Source organism: Nonomuraea turkmeniaca (assembly GCF_005889735.1).
GTDB classification, from domain to species: domain Bacteria; phylum Actinomycetota; class Actinomycetes; order Streptosporangiales; family Streptosporangiaceae; genus Nonomuraea; species Nonomuraea turkmeniaca.
In genome coordinates, this window is record NZ_VCKY01000032.1 from 30,972 (window position 1) to 52,919 (window position 21,948).

Below are 21,948 nucleotides of genomic sequence, written 5' to 3' on the forward strand. Positions count from 1 at the left end.
GGCCCCGGTTCTGCTGTCGGCGGTCAGCGGCAGCTGAGCGCCGGGTAGGTGGCGTCGTACGACGAGGTGACCTGCTCGCCGCCGATCGTCGCGGTCCCCTTCACGGCCACCGTGCCCGCGTCGATCTGCCCGGCCCGGCTGTTGAAGGACTGGTACGCCTGCTTGCCCGGGGCCACGTCGGCCACGGTCTTCGAACCGAACGGGGTGGTCAGCGTCACCGTCGAAGGCACGTCCGAGCCGTTGACGGCCGTGACCGCCACGTACGCCGAGGTGCCGATGCAGCGGGACGAGGCGGAGACCGTCAGCTTGACCTGCGGCGCGGGCGCCGAGATCGTCAGCGTCAGCGTCTTGGCCTCTTCGACGTTGCCCGCCTTGTCGGCCGAGCGGTAGTTCAGCTCGTGCTGCCCGTCGCCGGTCACGGTGACCGGTGCGGTGTAGGCGGTCCAGCCGCCGCCGTCGAGCTGGTACTCGGTCTTGTCGACCCCGCTGCCGCCGGCCTCGTCGGTGGCCTTCAGCGTGACCGACACCGGACCGGTGAACGTGCCGCCCGCCGGCTGCTCCGGATCGGTCGTCGCCGTCGTCACCGGCGGGGTCTCGTCCTCGTCCGACCCTCCGTTGGTCAGGTGGAAGTAGTCGAACGTGACCGTCTTCGACGCCGACTGGGTGGTGCCGATGGTGTACACGCCGACCTTCGCGCCGGTGGCCACCGCGGTGTTCGCCACCGTCGCGGAGAGATCCGTCCAGGTCTGGCCGTCGGAGGAGTAGGAGCCGGTGAAGGTGGTGCCCGCCTTCTTCAGCCGCAGCCACCACACGCCGCTGGTGAGGTTGTTCACTTGCGGCTGCGGGCTCTGCACGGTTCCGCCGACCTCGCTGCGCAGCTCGATGCTCCGCGCCGCCGCCGACCCCGCGGCGTTGGTGGTGAGGAAGTCGAGCTTCACGTAGTCGTCGTCACCGGCGTACACCATCAGGCCGCCCTGCTGGTACCGCTCGTTGAGCGCCGAGGCGTCCAGCTTGGTCTCCAGCGTCCAGTCGCCGCTCGGCGCCGTCTGCAGGATGAAGTTCTTCGGGCCGCTGTTGGTGGTCCCGTAGATGTCACCGGCCGTGGTGTCGAGCTCCAGCTTGCCGTTGCCGACGCGCGCCGCGGTGGCGTCGGGGCGCACGACCGCGTTCCAGCGGCAGGCGTCGAGCGCGGTGCCGGCGAACTCGTCGTCGGGGTCCGGCGCCGTCGCCTTGTCGTCCGGCGTGATGTGGAACCAGTCGAAGGACGCGTCCACCACCGGGTGGTTGGCCCCGGCCAGCGAGAGAAGGCCGATCTTCGGGTTGGCGATCCCGGCGAGCGGCTTGGTCTGCGGCATCGCGGTGAACGTGGTGCCGTCCGAGGAGTAGTGGGCGGTGATGTTGGTGCCGTCGCTGATGAACCGCACGTACACCGTGTCGGGGTAGGAGTCCCCGAGGTCGGCCGTGTTGCTCTGCGACACCTCGTTCGGGCTGCCGTTCTCCTCCCTGATGAACTGGAAGATGCGGCTGGCGTGGTTGGGACCCGAGGTCGACCGCGCCTGGAGCACCATCTTGGCGTAGTTGTCGTCGTCGCCGTAAATGACCAGGCCCGCCTGCTGGTACGCGTCACGCGCGTCCAGCGTGAGCTTTGCGGTGGCGGTCCAGGCACCCGACGGCGCCGGCTGTAGGACGATGTTCGGCGTGTTGCCGCCCGTGCTGTAGATGTCGGTGGTCGAGGTCGGGATCAAGAGCTTGCCGTCCGCGACCTTGAGGTCCTGGTTCTCCCGGATGACCGACCAGCGGTCACGGTTGAGCTGGCTGCCAAGGAAGTCGTCGGAACGGCCGGTGAAGCACACCGTGGCCGGCGCGTCCACCTTGACCGGGACCTGGGCGGTGGCCGACGCGCCCTTGTCGTCGGTCACGGTCACCACGGCCGTGTAGTTGCCCGGCGCGGTGTAGGTGTAGCTCGCCTCGGCTGTGGTGGGCTCCGGCGCGCCGGTCACCCCGATGTTCCACTTGTAGGTGATCGGGTCCCCTTCGGGGTCGGTGGCCGTCGCCTTGAAGTCGACCTTCAGCGGAGCGACGCCCGTCGCCGGGGTCGCCGTCGCGGTCACGGCCGGACGCTCGTTGTCCGTGGCGCCCTTGCCGACGAAGTAGACCCAGTTGAAGTTGACCAGGTAGGCGTTGTCGGCCGCGCTCGCCGGCTTGCGCACGACGAAGTAAAGCGGTCCGCTCTCGGTCGGCGGGCTGGTCAGGTCGAGGGTGACGTCGGTGAACGTCTGCCAGCCGCCGGTGGGCGTCACGTCGACCGAGCCGACCAGCGTGCCGGTCTCGGGGTTGCCCGCCCGGACCTGCACGGTCCCGCCGGCGCCGCCCGAGGAGGCCCGGAGCCGGATCGCGGTGATGTTCGACAGGTTCACCGGGTCGAACGACCACCAGTCGCCGTCCTGGACGAACGCGATGTGCTGGTTGCCGCCCTGGGTGTCGGTCGTGGTCTCCGCCTGGACACCTGCGGCGTCGGTGCCCTTGCCGTCGGGCACCCGGCCGGTCTGCGAGAAGTGCTCGGCCTGCTTGCGCTTGGGCTGCAGGAGGACCTGGCCCCGCCCGGTCAGCGGCTTGGCGCCGCCGGCGCCGCCGTCGGTGTAGCTGGCCTCGATGGCGTAGAAGAGGTTGTCGTACTCGCCGTGGCCCACCTGCTGGGTCTGCAGGGTGCCCTCACAGCCCTTGAGCTGGTCGAGCGGGTGGGGGTGGCTGTCGTGACCGAGGATCGCCTGGATCTGGACCTTGTCGCAGTCGATCGTGCCGTCCTCGGGGTCGGAAACGGTGACCTTGAACTTCACCTGGTCGCCGAACTCGAAGAAGGCGCCGTTCGGCGGGACGTTCACCGAGACGGTGGGCCGGGTGTTGCCCGCGCTGATCGCCACGCTGGCGTTGGCGGTCTTGCCGTCGGGGGTCTTGACGGTCAGGACCACGCTGTAATCGCCCCCCTCCTCGTAGGTGAAGGTGGGGTTGGGGTCGGTGGAGTCGGTGTCACCGTCTCCGTCGAGGTCCCAGGCGTAGGTGAGCGTCTTGCCGTCCGGGTCCCGGCTGCCCTCACTGGAGAACGTGACGGCCAGCGGCAGGGGCCCGTCGGTCTTGTCCGCCGTGGCACGGGCGATCGGCGGGCGGGTGCCCTTGGTGTACTCGATGCGGTAGATGCCGGAGTCGGCGTTGTCGCCGCCGAAGCCGGAGCCCCACTCGATCATGTACAGGGCGCCGTCGGGGCCGAACTTCATGTCCATCGGCTTCTTGAAGGACAGGGAGCCGAGGATCGGGTTCATCTCGACGAGTTTGCTGCCGTTCTCGTCGAGCTGGAACGACCACACCTTGTCGTTGTTCCACTCTCCGAAGACGGCCTTGCCGTCCCAGTACGCCGGCCACTTCACGTCCGACTGCAGGTTCGGGTCGGAGCGGTAGACCGGGCCGCCCATCGGCGCGCCACCGTTCAGCTCCGGGAAGTTCTGCGGGTCGGCCGCGTAGTGGTACCAGATCGTCGCCGGAACCGCCGGCGGCAGGCTGGAGAGGCCGTCGTTGTTCGGCGAGTCGTTGGCCGGCGCGGCACAGTTGAACGGCGACCCCGACTGCTTGGTGGCGAAGTTGTAGTCGACGTACGGGGTGTTGTTGCCGACGCAGTACGGCCAGCCGTAGTTGCCCGGCTTCGAGACGAGGTTCCACTCGACCGTGTTCTGCGGACCACGGGTGGCGCTCGCCGAGTTGGCGTCGGGGCCGTACTCACCGAGCATGATGTGGCCCGTCTTGGGGTCGAGACCTATGCGGAACGGGTTGCGGAAGCCCATGCCGTAGATCTCCGGCTTGGTCTTCGCCGTGCCCGGCGCGAACAGGTTGCCGGCCGGGATGGTGTAGGTGCCATCGGCCTCAGGGTGGATCCGCAGCAGCTTGCCGCTCAGGCTGTTGGTGTTGCCCGAGGTGCGCTGGGCGTCCCAGCTGGAGCGGCCGGACTGCTCGTCGATCGGCGTGTAGCCGTCGGAGGCGAACGGGTTGGTGTTGTCGCCCGTGCCCAGCCACAGATTGCCGGTCTTGGGGTCCATCACCATGCCGCCGCCGTGGTGGCAGCACTCGGCCCGCTGCACCGGGACGTCGAGAATCTTCTTCTCGCTCGTCATGTCCAGGGTGTCACCGGTGACGGTGAACCTGCTCAGCCGGTCGACGTTCGTGCCGGTGGGGGAGTAGTAGAGATACACCCAGTGGTTGGAGTCGAAGCCGGGGTCGAGCGCCAGCCCGAGCAGGCCGCTCTCGTTGGCGGTGAAGACGTTCAGCTTCGCCGCCGTCACCGTCCCGCCCGCAGGCTTGATGATCTTGACCTCGCCGAGCCGGTCGATGTAGAAGACCCGGCCGTCCTTGGCGACGTCCACCATCATCGGGTTCGACGTGTTGTCGTCGAGCGTGACCTTCTCGAAGCTGCTGCTCTGCGAGGCCGAGCAGTCAGCCTTGACCGCGCCGGAGGCGGTCTGGATGCCGCCGAGAAGCAGCTTCAGGAAGTTGGGCTCGCTGTAGTTCTCCTTGAGGTGGCCGAGCCCGGTGTACCACGAACGGCCGCCGTCGTAGTCCTGGCACCACGTGTTCGGGTGGTCGGCGCCCATCGTGGCGCCGGTGTAGGACTTCTCGTCCATCGACGTCAGGACGTGAACCGCGCTGCGCGGGTTGGCCTGGTAGTCGTACCACTCGTCGGTACGGGACCAGGTCGTCGGGAGATCCTTGGTCGACGGGTGCGCCGGGTCCTCGACCTTGACCGTGGCCTGCTGGATCGCCGGGTGCTGCTTGAAGTACGCCCCGACCAGCTTGCCGTACCAGGCCCAGTTGTACCCGCTGTCGGCGGCGGCGTGGACGCCCACGAACCCGCCGCCGTTCTGTATGTACCGCTGGAAGGCGTCCTTCTGGGCCTGCGTGCCCAGCGGGTCACCGGTCGTGGACATGAAGACCACGGCCTGGTACTGCGCCAGGTTCTGGTCCGTGAACAGGGCGCTGTCCTCGGTGGTGTCGACCGCGAAGTTGTTCTCTTGGCCGAGTTTCTGCACGGCTGCGATTCCCTCGGGGATCGAGTCGTGCCGGAAGCCGGTCGTCTTCGAGAAGACGAGCACCTTGAAGGCGGGCTCCGCCGCCGTAGCAGCGGCCTCCGCGCTCACGGGAGCCGCGAGGAGCGTGATGAGGGGGGCGACGAGGGCCATGGCCATCGTGGTCGCGGTTCGGCGTCTCGGGCGTCGTCCGCTTTCTGGCAGGGCCGCGTTGAGCAGCCTGGCCCACGTTCGATGACGTGGTGACATGAAAACCCTTCCTGACCGGGGGGACGTCAGGCGCGCGCCGCCGCGCTTGTTGCCACTTTGGTGGTAGCGGATGTTGCGGGTTGCTGGAGGGTGCCGTCTCCAGGTCTGTGGGGCCGTCAGTGAGGTGCCGGCCTGGGGAGCGAGTCCGTGATCGTCGTCGGGTCGTCGATGAGGTGGTTCACCACCATGCTCGCGGCGCCGCGGGAGGCGGCGCCGAAGCCGAGCGTGGAGGCGACGAATCGGCACGGGGCGGCGGGAGCGGCCACCACGAGCCGTTGCAGCTGATCTTGCGCGTGCGGTAGCAGCCACTGGGCCAGTGAGGCGAAGTAGCCGCCGATGACGATCACTCGCGGGTTGAACAGGTTGGCCAGGATCGAGCCGCCGAGCCCGAGCCACTCGCCGACCTGTGCCACCGCCATCATCATCCGCCGGTCTCCCGAGGCCAGGCCCCTGGCGATGTCGGCCACCCGTTCGCCGGGATCGGGACCCGGCATGCCGGGCAACCCGTACGCCTGCTCGGGCATGGCCGCGCGGACGAGTGCGGCCAGGCCGACCTTGGTCTCCCAGCAGCCGATGCGGCCACAGCCGCACTGGTCGCCGTTCGGGTCGACCCGCAGATGTCCGACCTCGCCGGAGAATCCGTCCGCTCCGCGCAGCAGTTCGCCGCCGGAGATGATGCCGCCGCCGACGCCCACCTCTCCGGTGAGATAGACCAGGTGGGGCGTGCCGGCGGCGACGCCGGAGGTGTATTCGGCCAGGGCGGCGAGGTTCGCATCGTTGTCCACCCATACCGGCACGCGCGCCCGGCCGAGTACGGCGCCCAGCCGCTCGGCCAAGGGCAGGTCGCGCCAGTGGAGGTTCGGTGCGAGTGTCACGACGCCGCGTGTCACGTCCACGAGTCCGGGGACGGCCACCGCGATGCCGGTCGGCACCGCTCCGGCCCGCCGCATCGCCTCCACGGCCTCCTTGGCCACGAGCCCGAGCCGGCGCACGGCGCTGTCCGGGCCGCTGCCCATCGCGTCGTGGACCACCCGGCGCTCGACCAGGCTCCGGCCGCTCAGGTCGGTGCCGTGGACCGCGATGTAGTCGACGTTGATCTCCATGCCCAGGGCGCCGACGTGCGCGCCGTGCAGCGCCACCGCCCGTCTGGGACGCCCGATCGCGCCCACGTGCTCGACACCGACCTCCCGCACCAGCCGCCGTTCCAGGAGCTCTGCCATGAGGTTGGAGACGGTGGCCCGGTGCAGCCCGGTCGCCTGCGCGATCTCGGCACGGGACAGGGATCTGTGGTCGCGCAGCTCGCGCAGCACCACCGAGAGGTTCGCCCGGCGCAGCGTGGCGGAACCCGTCGGCGCGGTGCCGCCCGGGGCGCGGGAGCGGGACGCCCTGTACGTCACCAGCACCACCTGCCCCTTTGTTTGTCTCTGAGATCAATTAATCAGGGTTGTAACACGGCGATGTCAGACCACGCACCCCTCAAATCCGTAACGAGTTGGCATCGCTCACTTCCGTGCACTTCAGCCACTTTTCTCGCTCGGTTATCGGAACGTTATGCAAGTTACGAACGATTTAATACTTGTGCTCGCAGGAACTCGTGCTTTTAATTCGGCTAGCCATCCGAACTAATCGAGGAGGAGCGTGGACCACAGCCGGCCCGACGGCCACACGACCGACTCGATGGGTCGCGGCGGATCCGCGGGAGTTCCCGCGGATCAGGCCACCGTGCGCCGTTCCAACCTCGCCCTCGTGCTCCGTCACGTCAGCGCGCGCGGCCCGTGCACGCGGTCGGCCGTCGCCGCCGCGACCGGGTTGAACAAGGCCACCGTCACGAGTTTGGTGAGCGAGTTACAGGCGCGCGGACTGGTCAAGGAGATGGGGCCGCAGCACGCGGGCTCCGTCGGCCGCCCGGGTGTCGCACTCGGCCTGGACGGCTCCCAGGTCGGCGCCCTCGGCATGGAAGTCAACGTCGACTACATCGCCGCGATCGCCACCGACCTGGCCGGCAGAGTGATCATCGACAGGCGCATCGGTTTCGACGCCATGGGCTCCGGCCCGGAACGCTCACTGAGCGAGCTGGCCCGCATGGCCGAGAGGATCGTCGCCGACCTGGACCGGCTCGGGGTCACGCCGGCCGGGATCATCGTGGCCGTCCCCGGCCTGATCGACACCACCACCGGCATCGTCGTCGTCGCCCCGAACCTCGGCTGGCGCGGGGTGGCGGTGGCGGAGTGGCTGTCCCAGGCGAATATCGCCGGAGACATCCCCGTCACGGTGGACAACGACGCCAACCTCGCCGCCCTGGCCGAGTACACCTCGGGCGTCGCGGCCGGCACCTCCGACCTGGTCTACCTCACAGGCGAGGTCGGCGTCGGCGGCGGCGTCATCTCCGGCGGCCGCCTGCTGAGCGGAGCGGACGGATTCGCGGGGGAGGTCGGCCACGTCATGATCGATCCCTCCGGCGAGCCGTGCCGCTGCGGCCGGGTCGGCTGCTGGGAGACCAAGGTCGGGCTGGCCGCGCTGGTCCGCATGGCCACACCTGACCGCGCGTACGGTGCCGGCCCGCAACTCGTCCGCGACCCGGAGGAGCGGCTGGCCGAGATCGAGCAGCGACGAGCCCAAGGAGACCCTCGCGTCGACGCCGCCGTCGCGGAGGTGGGCCGGTGGCTCGGCATCGGGGCGGCCATGCTGGTCAACCTCTTCAACCCACGGGTGATCGTGCTGGGCGGGTACTTCGCGCGGCTCGCCGACCTGCTCATCCCCGCGGCCCACCAGGCGTTGGCACGCCTGGGCATGAGCAACGCCGTCGAACGCTGCCGGTTCGTCGCCTCCGACCTCGGTTTCGGCGCCGCCTCACGCGGAGCGGCCGGAGTCGTCGTCGAACGAGCGCTGTCCGACCCCACAAGCATCTCGATCCGAATGCCTCCCACCATCGGGGTTATCGAGGGAACCCCCATGGCCTGATCGCCACACCCACCCTGACCGGCGTGTCCGCCACGCGGTCCGATCTACCCGCCTGCTCCCTGAACCTCCCGTCCGCCTGACCGTCCTGCTCCGCGCCGCCTCGGCACCTCCCGCCCATCCCGCGTGCCGCGGTCATGGGGCACGCGGTCAGGCGGACGGGAAGTCCCCGTGCCCCTTTTCCCGTGCCCTTTTCCCACCCAGAACGTCCCGCCCGCCTGATCGGTCATCCGGAGCCGCACCGGCACCGTTCACGCCGACCTCGGTGCCGTCGCGGCGGTGCCAACCGGCGCCGTCAGGCGGGCGGGGCCATCAGGCGGGCACGGCCACACCGAACCGAGGGAGGCCCCCTGTGTCGCGGTCACCGTCCGACGCGTCATCTCTGCTGGTGATGCGAGGAATCGTCGAACAGTTCCCCGGCGTGCGCGCTCTGGACGGTGTGGACCTCGAGGTCAGGGCCGGAGAGGTGCACTGCCTGCTCGGCCAGAACGGCGCCGGGAAGTCCACGCTCATCAAGATCCTTTCCGGTGCCCACGAGCCCGACGAGGGCGAGGTCCTGCTGGACGGCTCAGCGACCACCCCATCGACGAGCGCCACAAGGGCATCCTGCCCGCCCGCATCTGGGGCGACGGCGAGCCCGAAGGCGTACGGCGGCGCGCAGCCGAAGAGATCAAGAACACCGCCCGCGCGGCGGCCGCGCTCGGCGTCACGACCGTCGTCGGCTTCACCGGCTCGTCGATCTGGCACACGCTGGCGATGTTCCCGCCGGTGCCCCCGTCGATGATCGAGGCGGGGTACGCCGACTTCGCCGACCGGTGGAATCCGATCCTCGACGTCTTCGACGAGGTCGGGGTGCGCTTCGCCCACGAGGTGCACCCCAGCGAGATCGCCTACGACTACCACACCACCGTGCGGACGCTGGAGGCCATCGGGCACCGGCCGGCATTCGGCCTGAACTGGGATCCCTCGCACATGGTGTGGCAGGACCTGGACCCGGCGAACTTCATCCTCGACTTCGCCGACCGGATCTACCACGTGGACTGCAAGGACGCGCGCGTGGCCACCCGCGACGGACGGCGCGGCCGCCTGTCCTCCCACCTGGCCTGGGCCGACCCCCGGCGCGGCTGGGACTTCGTGTCCACCGGCCGGGGCGACGTGCCGTGGGAGGCGTGCTTCCGTGCGCTCAACCACATCGGCTACGACGGCCCGATCTCCATCGAGTGGGAGGACGCGGGCATGGACCGGCTGCACGGCGCGCCGGAATCCCTTGCCTACATCCGTTCCCTCAACGCCATCACCCCACCGGCCGCGGCCTTCGACGCCGCTTTCTCCTCTGAGTAACAGCTCATGCCGGGGGCATCCCATCGTCCCGGCGAACGATAGCGAGAGGAGACAGATGACAACCGGAGTATGGCTGATCGGAGCACGAGGATCGGTCGCCGTCACCAGCGTGCTCGGGGCGCTGGCGGTGCGGGCGGGCCTGGCCGATTCGACCGGATGCGTCCTGGAGACGCCCGGACTGCACAGCGACGCCCTCCCCGGCATAGGGGAGCTGGTCTTCGGCGGCCACGACATCTCCTCGATCCCCCTGGACAAGAAGGCCGCCGCGCTGGCCGAGGCGGGAATCGTTCCTGCCCGGCTGGCCGGGGCCGTGCGGGACGCGCTGTCCGGGGTCGAGCAGGACGTACGGCCCCTGCCGGTCCGCGACACCCAGGCCGAGGTCGCGGACGCCATCGGCGCCGACCTGGACCGCTTCCGCCGGCGGCACCAGCTGGACCGCGTCGTCGTGATCAACGTGTCGAGCACCGAACCCGCGCCGCGACCGCATCCCGCCCACACCGATCTCGACGCGCTGCGGGCCGCGCTGCACGGCCCGGAGCCCGTCCTGCCGCCCAGCGCCCTGGCCGCCTACGCCGCCCTGCGAGCCGGCTGCCCGTACGTCGACTTCACGCCCTCCACCGGCGCCCGCCTGCCCGCCCTCGACACCCTGGCCAGAAAGGAGCGGCTCCCGTACGCGGGCCACGACGGCAAGACCGGTGAGACGCTGGTCAAGTCGGTGCTCGCTCCGATGTTCGCCCTGCGCAACCTGAAGGTGCGCACCTGGTCCGGGATCAACCTGCTGGGCGGCGGCGACGGCGCGAACCTGGCCGAGCCGGCGGCCAACGCGGCCAAGTCCGCCAGCAAACAGCGTGTGCTCGCCGAGACGCTCGGCTACGTCCCGCAGGGCGACACCCGGATCGATTTCGTCGAGGACCTCGACGACTTCAAGACCGCCTGGGACCTGATCTCCTTCGAAGGCTTCCTCGGAATCCGCATGCGCATGGAGTTCACCTGGCACGGCTGCGACTCGGCGCTGGCCGCGCCGCTGGTCCTGGATCTGGCGCGGCTGACCGCGGCCGCTCACCGAGCCGGGCGCACGGGCCCGCTCACCGAACTGGCCTTCTTCTTCAAGGACCCCCTCGGAGAAGTGCCGCACGGGCTGGCGGAGCAGTGGCAGGCGTTGCGGGCCGCGGTCGACGCGCTCGGCTCGTCGGGGGAGGGGCGGTGACGACACGGTGACGGCGCTCCGCGATCTGATCGAGCTGGTCCGGGCACCGGCCGCGCTGTCGGTACCCGGCGACGTGATCGCCGGGGCGGCCATCGGCGGGGCGCCGTTCTCAAGGCTTGATCGCGAGACCGCCGTAGGCCCAGGCGTGGCCGCCGGGAATCTGTTCCTGGTATTCGCGGCCTGCCGCGTCGCCGACCAACTCGCCGAGGCCACCAGCGAGGCCTTCACCCAGCATCCGGACGCGGCCATCATCACCAGCTTCCCAGGGCTGGCCGACCTCACCGGGGGCGTTGCCTGAGTCGGGCTGCCGGACGTTGTGAGCAGGAGCGCCGTTGGTCGCTCAGCGGGAGTGCCCGCCCGTGCCGCGGTGGCCGAGTTCGGTGAGGGCGCGGTCGAGGATGTCGGCGAAGAAGTCGGCGCCGGCGGGGTCGATGCGGGCTTGGCCGGTTGCGTACATTTCCGCGGAACCTCATCAGGGGTTGTGCAGGCGGGTGATCACATGCCGGGTGGTTGGGAGACTCTCGGGCTGGCGGGCGATCCTGCTCCGGGGGATCCGGTCCAGGTGCGGGCGCTGGCGACGCGTCTGTTGGAGCAGGCGAAGCCGGCCGAGGACAACACGGCCCGGCTGAACGGGGTGTCGGGCAACAGTTCGGCGTTGAACATGCGCGGCGATTACGCGGTCAAGTACGCCGAGGCGCTGCAGACGCTGCCAGGTGAGCGGGCCAAGCTGGGTAAGGCCTATCGCGGCGCGGGTACCGCGTTGAGCACCTACGCGGGCAGTAGTGCGCCCAGGGCTCGAACCTGAAACCTACGGATGGGAAGTCCGTGGTTTGAGCACGGGCTGCGGACCTGTCGCAGCAATTAGGGACCTCGTTCCCGGCCGAGGAAGCACGACAGGAGTCGCCTGAAGTCGTGCGGGTGTTCGAGCGCCGGCACGTGCCCGCATCGGCCGAGCACGTACAGACGGACATCGGCCAGGTGTTCGAGCAGGGGCAGGGCTGCCGTCCCGAGCGGGGTGACTCGGTCCTCGGCGCCGTGGACGAGCAGCACGGGTGCGCGGACCCCTGCCAGCGTTTGCGCCGAGAGGGTGAGGTCGTCGGCCCAACGTGCCCTGGGTGGAGGGAACAACGACGCGAATGCGGCCGCCCCCGCTCGCATCGCGGCTGCACGGGCAGCGACGGCCGACTCGGTCACGAGCGCTTGGTCGAGGACGAGGCGACTCAACATGTCTCGTGCCCCGAGCGGGTCGGCGGGGGCGGCCCAGACCGCGTCGAGCTCGGCGGACAGCGGCGCCCCAGGGGCGCCCATCGTCGAGACCGCCACGACACGGGTGACCTGCTGGGGACGCGCGGCCGCCAACGCCAGCGCCACGGCACCGCCCATGGAGTGGCCCACCACGGCGTAGTGCTCGACACCGAGAGCATCCATCAGGCCCGCGGCCTGCTCCGTCCACAGCCGGAGCCCACCCCTGGAGCCGGCTGGGATCGGTGTACGGCCGAACCCCGCCTGGTCAGGAGCCACCAGGTGCCAGGACGTGCCCAGCGCCTGTGCCGTCGTTGCCCAGGCTCCGGATCCGGTCGTACCGGGTCCGGAGCCGTGCAGCATCAGGACCGCGGGCCCGGTGCCGCTCTCCAGGACGTGGACGGGGGAGCCGTCGACTGTGACGGTCCGAAGTGCCGTCACCGGGACAGGCCAGGTGTGCTCATGCCGATGCGGAGTTGATGGACTTCGAGAAGACCTCCATCATCGCCCTGCCGAATTGCGGCATGTCGGGCCACCCCCGGCAGGAGACGAGGTTGCCGTCCACGACGTCGGGAGCGTCGATGACCGTCGCGCCCGCGTTCTCCATGTCACCGGTGATGGGGGGGAAGCACGCCGTCTTTCGACCCTTCAGCAGCCCGTACACAGCTGGCACCTGCGCGCCGTGGCACACCAGCGCGATCGGGAGGTTGCGCGCGAAGAAGTGCTCGGTGATGCGCCTGACGTCGGCGTCGACCCGGATCCACTCGGGGGCACGTCCCCCAGGGATGATGAGGGCGTCATAGCGCTCGACGTCGACCTCGGCCCAGGGCACGTCGACCGGCAACTTTCGGCCGTTCTTCTCCACATAGGCGTCGGAGTTGGGGTCGAACTCGTGGATGACCAGCTGAACGTCACGCATTGTCCGTGACGAGACGTCAACGTCCCAGCCGCCCTCCTGCACGCGATAGTAGGGATACATGGTGTCGAGCTCTTCGGCGGCGTCGCCGGTCAGGAGCAGCGCTCTGGGCACCTGCTTCTCCTCGCATCTGGGGCGGGTGAGGTGGATCCAATCCGATCCGATCGGATTGAGTTAGCATTCCTCGGCCCAGCCCGCCCGTCAAGCCTCTACCGCCATTGCGTCCGCGTCCTTGGCCTCGTCGAACAATCGTCGGAACCGCTCGCCGGACAGCAGGATGTGCCGACGCATGGCGTAGGCGGCGGCGTCGGGGTCGCGCGCGGCGATCGCGGCCAGCACTTCTTCGTGCTCGGCCATGGCCAAGTGGGTGACCTGGGTGTCGTGGGCGAGCCGGAACAGGTGCACGTGGGTGTGCAGGCGAGCGAGCGCTTCGCGGATGACCTGGTTCTCCGCGCTCAGGGCGACGAGATCGTGAAAAGCGGCGTCGCGCAGCCCGAAGGCGCCATAGGCCATGAGCCCGTCGCCCCCCTCCAGCTCCGCCATCTCCCCCAGCATTCGTCGCAGACCGGCCACCTGCTTCAACGATGCGCGTTCTGCGGATCTGCGCGCCGCTGCCGGCTCGAGGAGCAGGCGGAGCTCGAGCATGTCCTCGAATCGGTGACGGGTGATCTGAGGGGGAATGCGATAGCCGGCATGGGGCACCCGCACGACCAGGCCCTCGGCCTCCATGCGGTTCAGAGCGTCTCGGATCGGCGTCTGCGAGACCCCCAGCTCTCGCGCCAGGACGTCGATCGTGACGCGGGAGCCAGGCTCGATCCGTAGCGACATGAGCTGTCCGAGCAGCGTGTCGTACACCTCGTCGGCAAGCCGGCCGCGAGATCTTCCCGGCGGCGTTCCGCCCGTCATGGCCCCACGGCGCCGCGCGATCATCGCTTCGTCGTCCATCGTGACGTGAGGTCCTTTCTTACGTTTTCAGGAACCTGTTGACATCGGTCGCAACACTGCGGGATGTTGACGCTCCCACTCGGATCGTATAGGAAAGGTGACGGATGCCGGCCATCCTTCACCCATCGGGGAACCGCCCGCCATCGCTCCGCTTCGATCAGTTGGAGCTCCCATGAGCATGCTCGACGTCCTACTCGATTCGCCACCGGGCCGCGCAAGGACCTAAGGACCTCTCGACTGCTCGAAGTCCCATCACGTCGCGGGGTACCCGTGACGCCGGTCTGCGGGTCAGCCCCTGCGACAGCCGGCAACACGCCTGAACAACCCAGCAACTGCTCGGCGAAGCACGCAGCAAGGCTCCAGAGGTCCCCACCAGAAAGCAGGCAAGAAGATGCGGTATCCACAGCGAAGAGGACGACTGTCCGTTCCCGGTCGAAAGGTGCGGCTGGCGACGGCGGCCATGTTAGTGGCCACGGCCGTGGCGGCTTGCGGCGGCGGCCAGGACGGCAGCGCCCCCAAGGCGCCGGCGACCATCCCGGAGCTCACCAAGGACCCGCTGACCCTCAGCTTCATCTGGTTCGACTGGCCCCCCGCCCACGCCCTGGAAGCCTTCGCGAACGCGGAGTACACCAAGCAGCGGCCGAACGTGACCATCAAGGTCAACACCGTGCCGAACGCGAACTGGCACGACGCGATGTTCACCCAGTTCGCCGCGCACAAGACCGACTTCGACATCCCGATCCTGGACTCGCAGCACATCGGCGAGGCCGTGACGAACGGCAACATCCTCGACATCACCGACTTCGTCAAGAAGAACATCGACGTCAAGGCCTACAACCCGTACCTCCTGGCGGCCTACGGCCAGTTCCCCCAGGCGGAGACCGGGAAGCGCGACGAGAACGCCAGCCTGTACGGACTGCCGCTGCTCGGCGACACCTGGACGATGATCTACCGCAAGGACCTGATCGGCGACAAACCACCGCAGACCTGGGACGAGATGATCTCAGTCGCCGAGAAGTGCCAGGCGGACAACCCTGGCGTCAGCGGGCTGGCTTTCCACCAGGCCAACGGCTCCGACGCCGCGGCCGTCACCTACAACACGGTGAACGGCGTCTACGGCGGCAACCTCTGGGACTCCAAGAAGCGCAAGATCGAGGGCGTACTCAACGACGCTGCCGGCCAGCAGGCGATGGACGTCCTGGTCAACAAGATGAAGCCGCTGACCGCCAAGGGCTCCGGCAACTGGTTCATCGACGAGGTGAACGCGGCGGTCGCCCAGGGCAAGGCCTGCATCGCGTTCAACTGGATCGCCGCGAGCGGCGGCCTGCTCGACCCGAAGCAGTCGACGCTCGGCGCCACGCGGGAGCAGATTCTCGAGAAGCTGGGTTTCGCCACCCTGCCGAGCCAGAAGACGAACCTGGTGCCTCTCGGCGGCATGGGGATGCACGTGTCGGCCTACTCGCCCGAGGCGAAGCAGGCGGAGGCCCTGAACTTCATGAAGTGGTTCGAGCAGGCTGACATCCAGAAGAAGTGGGCCGCGGCCGGTGGCGTGCCCTCGCGTACGGACGCCCTGGAGTCGCCCGAGTTCCTCAATGCCCAGCCGTTCAACCAGGTGTACACCGACTCGGTTCCGCGGATGCGGGACATGTGGAATGTGCCCGAGTACGCGCGCCTCGTCGACATTGAGAACACCAACGTGAACGCGGCTCTCAACGGCGCGAAGACGCCGAAGGACGCGCTCGACGACATCGCCAAGGAGCAGCAGGCCGTGCTCAACGCCAGCAACCGCAAGGGCGGCGGCGGACTGTGAGTGACCTCGTCCCTCTGACGACCGACCACCCCGGGCAGGTGGCGTCCGCGACGCCGCCTGCACCGGGTCGGTCCCGCCGCCTGAGCGACCGCTGGCTCGCCGTGGGCTTCATCTCCCCCGCGTTGCTGCTGTTGCTCGCAATGTCGGTGTTTCCGTTGCTGTGGGCGTTGTACCTGTCTTTCACCGACTACTCGGCCACTCGCGGGGGGCCCGCCCAGTTCGTCTGGTTCGAGAACTACACCGCCATCCTGACCTCGGCGCAGGTCCACCTGAGGGCCTTGACGACGTTGATCTACGTGGTCGGCGCGGTCACCCTGCAGACCGTGCTCGGTTTCGCCATCGCCTACCTGATCTCACGGCGCACGCACGGGCGAGGACTGCTGACCACTCTGTTCCTGGTTCCGATGATGCTGTCGCCGGTCGTGGTCGGGCTGTTCTGGCGATTCATGCTCGATGCGCAATTCGGCGTGATCAACAGCATGCTCGGCTCGCTCGGCCTGGGCCAGGTGGAGTGGCTCACCCGGCAGCAGACGGCATTGATTTCCCTGATCGTGGTCGACACCTGGCAATGGACGCCGTTCATCATGCTCATCGCACTTGCCGGCCTTACCGCGGTCCCCAAGTACTTGTACGAGGCCGCCTCGATCGACCGGGCGTCCGAGTGGTTCCGGTTCCGCACCATCACTCTTCCGCTGGTGTGGCCGCTGCTCCTCATCGCCGTGTTGTTCAGGGCCATCGAGGCCTTCCGGCTGTTCGACCTCGTCTACATCCTCACCAGCGGAGGTCCGGGGGTCTCCACCGAGACGTTGTCGTTCCACGTCTACAAGGTCGCGTTCCTGGGCTTCAACACCGGAACCGCCTCGGCGTACGGGATCCTCATGGTCCTCGTCGTCATCGTCCTCACGCAGCTCTACCTGCGCTACCTCAACAAGCTCAAGGAGGACTGATGGCCGTCTCCGTCGACGAGGTCGTGCCGACAGGTCCTGTCCGGGATCACACGCGACCCGCGCGCCGCCTTGGCGGCCGGGGCCGCTCCGTGCTGGAGGTCGCGCTGCTGACGGTGCTGGCCGTCGTGATGCTCTTTCCGGCGCTGTGGATGATCGAGACGTCCATCAAGGAGAACCGGGACGTCTACGCCATCCCGGCCAAGTTCTTCGACTTCAAGGTCACTATGGACCACTTCAAGGACGTGTTCGTCGCCTCCGGCGGCGGTCGCTCGGCCTTGTCCGTCTCGTTCCTCAACTCCGTCGTGGTCGCCGGGGTCTCCACGGTGCTGGCCACCGTGCTGGGGGTCCCGGCGGCCTGGGCCTACTCACGCTTCGGCGTGAAGGCCAAGAAGGACCAGTTGTTCTTCATCCTGTCCACCCGCTTCATGCCGCCTGTGGTGGTCGTGATCCCGATCTTCCTCATGTACCGCCAAGTCGGACTCATCGACAGCAAGCTCGGCCTGATCCTCATCTACGCCGCGTTCAACGTCCCGTTCACGATCTGGATGATGAAGGGGTTCGTCGACGAGGTGCCCGCAGAGTACGAGGATGCCGCCATGCTCGACGGCTACACCCGCTTGCAGGCGTTCTGGCGATTCACCCTTCCCCTGCTCCTGCCCGGCATCGCCGCGACGGCGGTCTTCGCACTCATCTTCTCGTGGAACGAGTTCGTGTTCGCCATTTTCCTCACCTCCAGCGACGACGTGCGGACGGCCCCACCCGCCATCGCTGGCCTCATCGGTGGAACCACTGTGGACTGGGGTCTCGTGGCCGCCGCCTCCGTGGTGTTCGCCCTACCGGTGCTCGTCTTCGCCTACCTGGTGCGCAAGCACCTCATCGCCGGTGTGACGCTCGGGGCGGTGCGACGCTGATGGCGGGCATCGAGGTCACCGCCCTGCACAAGCGCTACCCGGACGGGACGGTCGCAGTTGATCACGTGGACCTGTCCATCGGCGACGGCGAGCTGTTCGTGATGCTCGGCCCTTCGGGTTGCGGCAAGACGACCACGCTGCGGGCCATAGCCGGCCTGGAGAGGCAGACGACGGGCGACATCCGCATCGGCAACACGCTGGTCAACGACCTGCCGCCGGCCGAGCGCGACATCGCCATGGTGTTCCAGTTCTACGCTCTCTACCCGCATCTGAGAACCCGCGACAACCTGGCGTTTCCACTGCGGGCCGAGGGACTGCCCAAGGCGGAGGTGCGCGAGCGGGTCGACGAGGCCGCCCGGCTGATGCGGCTCGGTCCGCTCCTGGACCGGCGGCCGCACCGGCTGTCCGGCGGGGAGCAGCAGCGCGTCGCGCTCGCTCGCGCCCTGGTGCGACGACCGCGCGCATTCCTCATGGACGAACCTCTCACCAATCTGGACGCGGAGCTGAGGGCGGACATGCGCACGGAGATCAAGCACCTGCAGGGGGAACTGGGGACGACGATGGTCTACGTCACCCACGACCAAGTCGAGGCGATGTCGCTCGGTCACAGAATCGCCATCCTCAACAAGGGCCGCGTCGAGCAGATCGGCACGCCGCTGGAAGTCTACGAACGTCCGGCGAGTCTTTTCTGCGCCGCGTTCATCGGCTCCCCGCCGATGAACCTGATTGAGGTGGAGGTGGCCGATGGGAAGCTGCGCAGTAAGAGCGGACTGGTCCTCACGCCACCGCCAAGCCTGCCGCGCGACCGTTGCCTGGTCGCAGGCGTCCGGCCGGAGGCGCTGGAAGTCACAGAACCAGGGGCGGAACGTTCGGTCCCGGCCCGCGTGGTCTCGGCGGAGTGGCTGGGCGACGAAATCATCTACGTGGTCGACCACGGCGGCCAGCGCGACGTACGGGTTCGGATGCCACCGACTGTCCGTTTCGCTGCTGACGCACCGGTCGGGCTGCGGCACACCGGCGGGCCCCCGCCGGTCTACGACGCGAGCACGGAAGAGCTGGTGGCCTGATGGGAACCGTGGCGGTGCACGGGCTGCGCAAGTCCTTCGGCAAAGTCCAGGCCCTGGACGGGGTGACGCTGGACGTGCCGGACGGCTCGTTCTTCGTCGTGCTCGGGCCCTCCGGGGCAGGCAAGACGACGACCCTGCGAGCGATCGCCGGCCTTGAGAAGCTTGACGCCGGGTCGGTGCATCTGGACGGGAGGGACGCGACCGGTGACACTCCGGCCGCACGCGACCTGGCCATGGTTTTCCAGAGCTACGCCCTCTACCCGCGACACACGGCGTACGAGAACATCGCTTCGCCGCTGCGGGCACGCCGCTGTTCTCCGAGCGAGATCGCCGCTGCCGTCGAGCAGATGTCGAGCCTGCTGCACATCGAACGTCTGCTGCAGCGTCGTCCGGCGCAGTTGTCGGGCGGTGAGATGCAGCGTGTCGCCCTGGCCCGGGCACTGGTCCGTCGCCCACGCGCGTTTCTCATGGACGAGCCGCTGACGAACCTCGACCTCAAGCTCCGCGTCGAGATGCGCACCGAGCTCACCCGCATCCACCGGAGCCTCGGAGCAACCTTCGTCTACGTGACCAATGACCAGGTCGAGGCCCTGTCCATGGCCGACCAGGTCGCGGTACTCAAGGAGGGGAAGGTGCAACAGGTCGGAACGCCGACCGAGGTGTACGAGCGTCCAGCCAACCAGTGGGTCGCGGGATTCGTCGGGAGCCCGCCGATCAGCCTGCTCGCCTGCCACGCCGAGGGAGACCGTCTGGTCGGGGCGGAAGGCTGGACGCTGCCGCGGCCCCACTGGACCACGGCTGAGGACGGTCGTCCGCTGCTGCTGGGCCTGCGCGCGGAGGACCTGTCCGTCGAGCAGCGTGGGGACGCGTCGTTGTCGGGTGAGCTCTACGGCCTTGAGCCGCTCGGTGACCGAACGGTGGTCGACGTCCGAGTGGGGACAGAGATCCTCAAGGTCAAGGCACGAACCACCGTTAGCGGTACGCCGGGCGAGCGGCTGCTTGTCACGGTCGACCTGGACCGTGCGCACGTGTTCGATGCGCGCACCGGGCTGGCGCTGTCCGAGGCCGGGAGGTAATCGCGCGGGGCGGCGACGTCAATATGCGCCGGCACGTGGCAATCGAGCCTCGGCGGACCGTCACCGGTGAGCACGGCCTGACGACGCTGAAGCAGCCCTGGCCCGAGAAGGCGATCGGTGGCGCGGGGCGTCGCCCTGCAGCCAGGGCCAAGGCCACATTGACCCGCTCGGCAACCTCGGCCCCGACGAGGTCGTGTGACCCGTTCGTCAACGCGCGTGGCGCGATCGCTGAGGTCACGCTGGACATCACCAAGAACATCACAGGAGGCGACGCCATGAGTGACCCGATGAACGTCCTGGTCCCCGAGCACCGGCGGCTCCGGATTGGCGACGCCTGGCGCGACGCCGCCAGCGGAGCCACCTTTGTCGTCGAGGACCCGGCCACCGGCAAGACCATCGCCGAGGTGGCGGACGCCGACGTCGTTGACGGGCTCGCCGCTCTGGACGTGGCGAGCAAGGCAATGGCGGAGTGGGCGGCGACCCCGCCGCGAAAACGGTCAGAGTTGTTGACCGCGACGTACCGGGCACTGACCGAGCGGTCCGAGGAGGTCGCCCGGCTGATAACGCTCGAAATGGGCAAGCCGCTCGCGGAGGCTCGGGGAGAGGTGGCCTACGGCGCCGAGTTCTTCCGTTGGTTCGCCGAGGAGGCGGTTCGCGTCGAGGGGCGCTACAACACCGCTCCCGCTGGTGGATATCGCATCCTCACCGTGCCGAGGCCGGTCGGACCGTGCGTCTTCGTGACGCCCTGGAACTTTCCGTTGGCCATGGGTGCCCGCAAGATCGCTCCTGCGCTGGCGGCGGGCTGCACGACGATCACCAAGCCAGCAGCCCAGACGCCACTCACCATGCTGTTCCTGGCCCGCATCATGGAGGAGGTCGGCGTTCCCCCGGGCGTCGTCAACGTCGTGACAACCAAGCGTGCCGGCGAGGTGGTCTCAGCACTGCTGGCCGACCGTCGGACCCGCAAGCTTTCGTTCACCGGGTCGACCGAGGTCGGGCGCGTGCTGCTACGACAGGCGGCGGACAACGTGCTGCGCACCTCCATGGAACTGGGCGGCAACGCGGCCTTGATCGTGTGTGCCGACGCGGACCTGGACGTCGCGCTCGACGGTGCCATGGTGGCCAAGATGCGCAACATCGGGGAGTCCTGCATCGCGGCCAACCGAATCTACGTCGAGGAGCCGGTGCGCGAAGAGTTCACGGCGCGCTTCGCCAAGCGAATGGGCGCGCTCTCGGTGGGCCATGGTCTCGACGACGGCGTGGACGTCGGGGCGTTGATCGACGAGGCCTCGGTCACCAAGATCGACGAGCTCGTCGCCGACGCGGTCAATCGCGGAGCCCGTGTCTTGGTGGGCGGCGAGCGTCCGGATGGGCCGGGCCACTTCTACCCGCCTACGGTCCTCGTCGACGTGCCCGAAGACGCGCGGATGCTGGAGGCGGAAATCTTCGGCCCGGTGGCCCCGATCATCTCGTTCACGTCCGACGACGAGGTGATGGCGAAGGCCAACGACACCGAGCACGGCCTGGCCGGATACGTCTTCACCCGTGACCTCCAGCGGGCGCTCCGGTTCGCCGAGGGGCTAGAGACGGGGATGCTCGGCATCAACCGTGGTCTGATCTCGGACCCGTCAGCTCCGTTCGGAGGCGTGAAGCAGTCCGGGATCGGCAAGGAGGGGTCGCACGAGGGCATCCTTGAGTACCTCGACGTCACCTACGCGGCGATCGACCTACCGTGACCGGCCTGCTGCTCCGGGTGCCCGCCGAGGATCACCGCGCCCTGTGCGCACATGACCTGACCGGCCTCCACCCGTGGGGCGGGACCCGGGCCACGGTCGGCCCGGATCCGCTGGCACCAGGGGACGCCGTCGACTCCGCCGGTGTGCGCGCCACAGACGCGGCCGCGGCGGTGGATGGGGCGATCAGCCCTTTCGGCGGTCCCAAAGGCTACGCCCTCGGGCTCATGATCGAGGTGCTGGTCGCGACCTTGACTCGTACCGCCCTTGGCGACGATGTCCGCGGGACCCTCGACCCGACTGACCAGCCCACCAAGGGCGACGTCTTCATCGCGATGGACCCGAGGGCGCCCGGGCACGACCGAGTCTGGGAGCCCGGCGCGCGCGCCTGCGCCACCCGGCAGCCAACCTTGCCGACGCCGTCCCGGTCTCGCAGGTGACCTGGACGCCCGCCCAGCAATCACCGCCGACGTTCCA

The 21,948-nt window shown here is 68.7% G+C and carries 16 protein-coding genes and 2 pseudogenes; 13 read left to right on the forward strand and 5 right to left on the reverse strand.

The window, feature by feature from the left end; genetic code table 11:
- Window positions 1-23 precede the first annotated feature (23 nt).
- Both ETD86_RS12380 and ETD86_RS12385 read right to left on the reverse strand, forming a co-directional pair.
- The gene (locus tag ETD86_RS12380; protein ID WP_211370000.1) at window positions 24-5,222 is read right to left on the reverse strand and encodes a ThuA domain-containing protein; all 5,199 of its coding nucleotides are present in this window, start codon (window positions 5,220-5,222) and stop codon (window positions 24-26) included.
- 212 nt (window positions 5,223-5,434) lie between these two features.
- On the reverse strand, window positions 5,435-6,715 hold the full coding sequence (locus ETD86_RS12385; protein ID WP_138666277.1) for an ROK family transcriptional regulator: 1,281 nt from the start codon (window positions 6,713-6,715) through the stop codon (window positions 5,435-5,437).
- A 241-nt stretch (window positions 6,716-6,956) separates the two neighbouring features.
- Here ETD86_RS12385 and ETD86_RS12390 point away from each other — a divergent pair, with 241 nt between their 5' ends.
- The 6 genes and pseudogenes from ETD86_RS12390 (at window position 6,957) to ETD86_RS12415 (ending at window position 11,629) form a co-directional block, all read left to right on the forward strand.
- On the forward strand, window positions 6,957-8,279 hold the full coding sequence (locus tag ETD86_RS12390) for an ROK family transcriptional regulator (protein ID WP_246147872.1): 1,323 nt from the start codon (window positions 6,957-6,959) through the stop codon (window positions 8,277-8,279).
- Window positions 8,280-8,667: 388 nt separating this feature from the next.
- Window positions 8,668-8,847, forward strand: a pseudogene (locus ETD86_RS12395) (ATP-binding cassette domain-containing protein); the annotation flags it as partial.
- A gap of 2 nt (window positions 8,848-8,849) precedes the next feature.
- A pseudogene (locus ETD86_RS12400) lies at window positions 8,850-9,617 on the forward strand (sugar phosphate isomerase/epimerase family protein); the annotation flags it as partial.
- Window positions 9,618-9,672: 55 nt separating this feature from the next.
- Window positions 9,673-10,824, forward strand: a complete 1,152-nt coding sequence (locus tag ETD86_RS12405) for an inositol-3-phosphate synthase (protein ID WP_138666278.1) — start codon at window positions 9,673-9,675, stop codon at window positions 10,822-10,824.
- 7 nt (window positions 10,825-10,831) lie between these two features.
- The gene (locus tag ETD86_RS12410) at window positions 10,832-11,122 is read left to right on the forward strand and encodes a hypothetical protein (RefSeq protein WP_138666279.1); all 291 of its coding nucleotides are present in this window, start codon (window positions 10,832-10,834) and stop codon (window positions 11,120-11,122) included.
- A 201-nt stretch (window positions 11,123-11,323) separates the two neighbouring features.
- Entirely contained in the window at window positions 11,324-11,629 is a 306-nt protein-coding gene (locus tag ETD86_RS12415) for a hypothetical protein (protein WP_138666280.1), read from the forward strand.
- A gap of 56 nt (window positions 11,630-11,685) precedes the next feature.
- Here the strand turns inward: ETD86_RS12415 and ETD86_RS12420 are convergent, their stop codons facing one another.
- The 3 genes from ETD86_RS12420 to ETD86_RS12430 form a co-directional block, all read right to left on the reverse strand.
- Window positions 11,686-12,507 carry an alpha/beta fold hydrolase gene (locus tag ETD86_RS12420; RefSeq protein ID WP_138666281.1) on the reverse strand — a complete coding sequence of 274 codons (822 nt, stop codon included), beginning with the start codon at window positions 12,505-12,507 and terminating at the stop codon, window positions 11,686-11,688.
- Between the two features lie 19 nt (window positions 12,508-12,526).
- Complete coding sequence (locus tag ETD86_RS12425) at window positions 12,527-13,096, reverse strand: DJ-1/PfpI family protein (protein ID WP_138666282.1); 570 nt, start codon at window positions 13,094-13,096, stop codon at window positions 12,527-12,529.
- 87 nt (window positions 13,097-13,183) lie between these two features.
- Window positions 13,184-13,927, reverse strand: coding sequence for a GntR family transcriptional regulator (locus ETD86_RS12430; RefSeq protein ID WP_138666283.1), 744 nt, complete (start codon window positions 13,925-13,927; stop codon window positions 13,184-13,186).
- Window positions 13,928-14,387: 460 nt separating this feature from the next.
- Here ETD86_RS12430 and ETD86_RS12435 point away from each other — a divergent pair, with 460 nt between their 5' ends.
- The 7 genes from ETD86_RS12435 to ETD86_RS12465 all read left to right on the forward strand — a co-directional run bounded on the left by ETD86_RS12435 (window position 14,388) and on the right by ETD86_RS12465 (window position 21,911).
- The gene (locus ETD86_RS12435) at window positions 14,388-15,737 is read left to right on the forward strand and encodes an extracellular solute-binding protein (protein WP_211370001.1); all 1,350 of its coding nucleotides are present in this window, start codon (window positions 14,388-14,390) and stop codon (window positions 15,735-15,737) included.
- Entirely contained in the window at window positions 15,734-16,684 is a 951-nt protein-coding gene (locus ETD86_RS12440; RefSeq protein WP_138666285.1) for a carbohydrate ABC transporter permease, read from the forward strand. The genes ETD86_RS12435 and ETD86_RS12440 overlap by 4 nt, the downstream gene beginning before the upstream one ends.
- Window positions 16,684-17,595 (forward strand): carbohydrate ABC transporter permease, encoded by a 912-nt coding sequence (locus tag ETD86_RS12445; protein WP_138666286.1) that lies wholly within the window; start codon window positions 16,684-16,686, stop codon window positions 17,593-17,595. The genes ETD86_RS12440 and ETD86_RS12445 overlap by 1 nt, the downstream gene beginning before the upstream one ends.
- Window positions 17,595-18,662 carry an ABC transporter ATP-binding protein gene (locus tag ETD86_RS12450; RefSeq protein ID WP_138666287.1) on the forward strand — a complete coding sequence of 356 codons (1,068 nt, stop codon included), beginning with the start codon at window positions 17,595-17,597 and terminating at the stop codon, window positions 18,660-18,662. Before ETD86_RS12445 ends, ETD86_RS12450 begins: the two co-directional genes overlap by 1 nt.
- Window positions 18,662-19,738, forward strand: a complete 1,077-nt coding sequence (locus tag ETD86_RS12455; RefSeq protein ID WP_138666288.1) for an ABC transporter ATP-binding protein — start codon at window positions 18,662-18,664, stop codon at window positions 19,736-19,738. The genes ETD86_RS12450 and ETD86_RS12455 overlap by 1 nt, the downstream gene beginning before the upstream one ends.
- Before the next feature lie 275 nt (window positions 19,739-20,013).
- Complete coding sequence (locus ETD86_RS12460; RefSeq protein ID WP_138666300.1) at window positions 20,014-21,474, forward strand: NAD-dependent succinate-semialdehyde dehydrogenase; 1,461 nt, start codon at window positions 20,014-20,016, stop codon at window positions 21,472-21,474.
- Entirely contained in the window at window positions 21,471-21,911 is a 441-nt protein-coding gene (locus ETD86_RS12465) for an Ldh family oxidoreductase (protein ID WP_138666289.1), read from the forward strand. Before ETD86_RS12460 ends, ETD86_RS12465 begins: the two co-directional genes overlap by 4 nt.
- The last annotated feature ends 37 nt before the right edge of the window (window positions 21,912-21,948 follow it).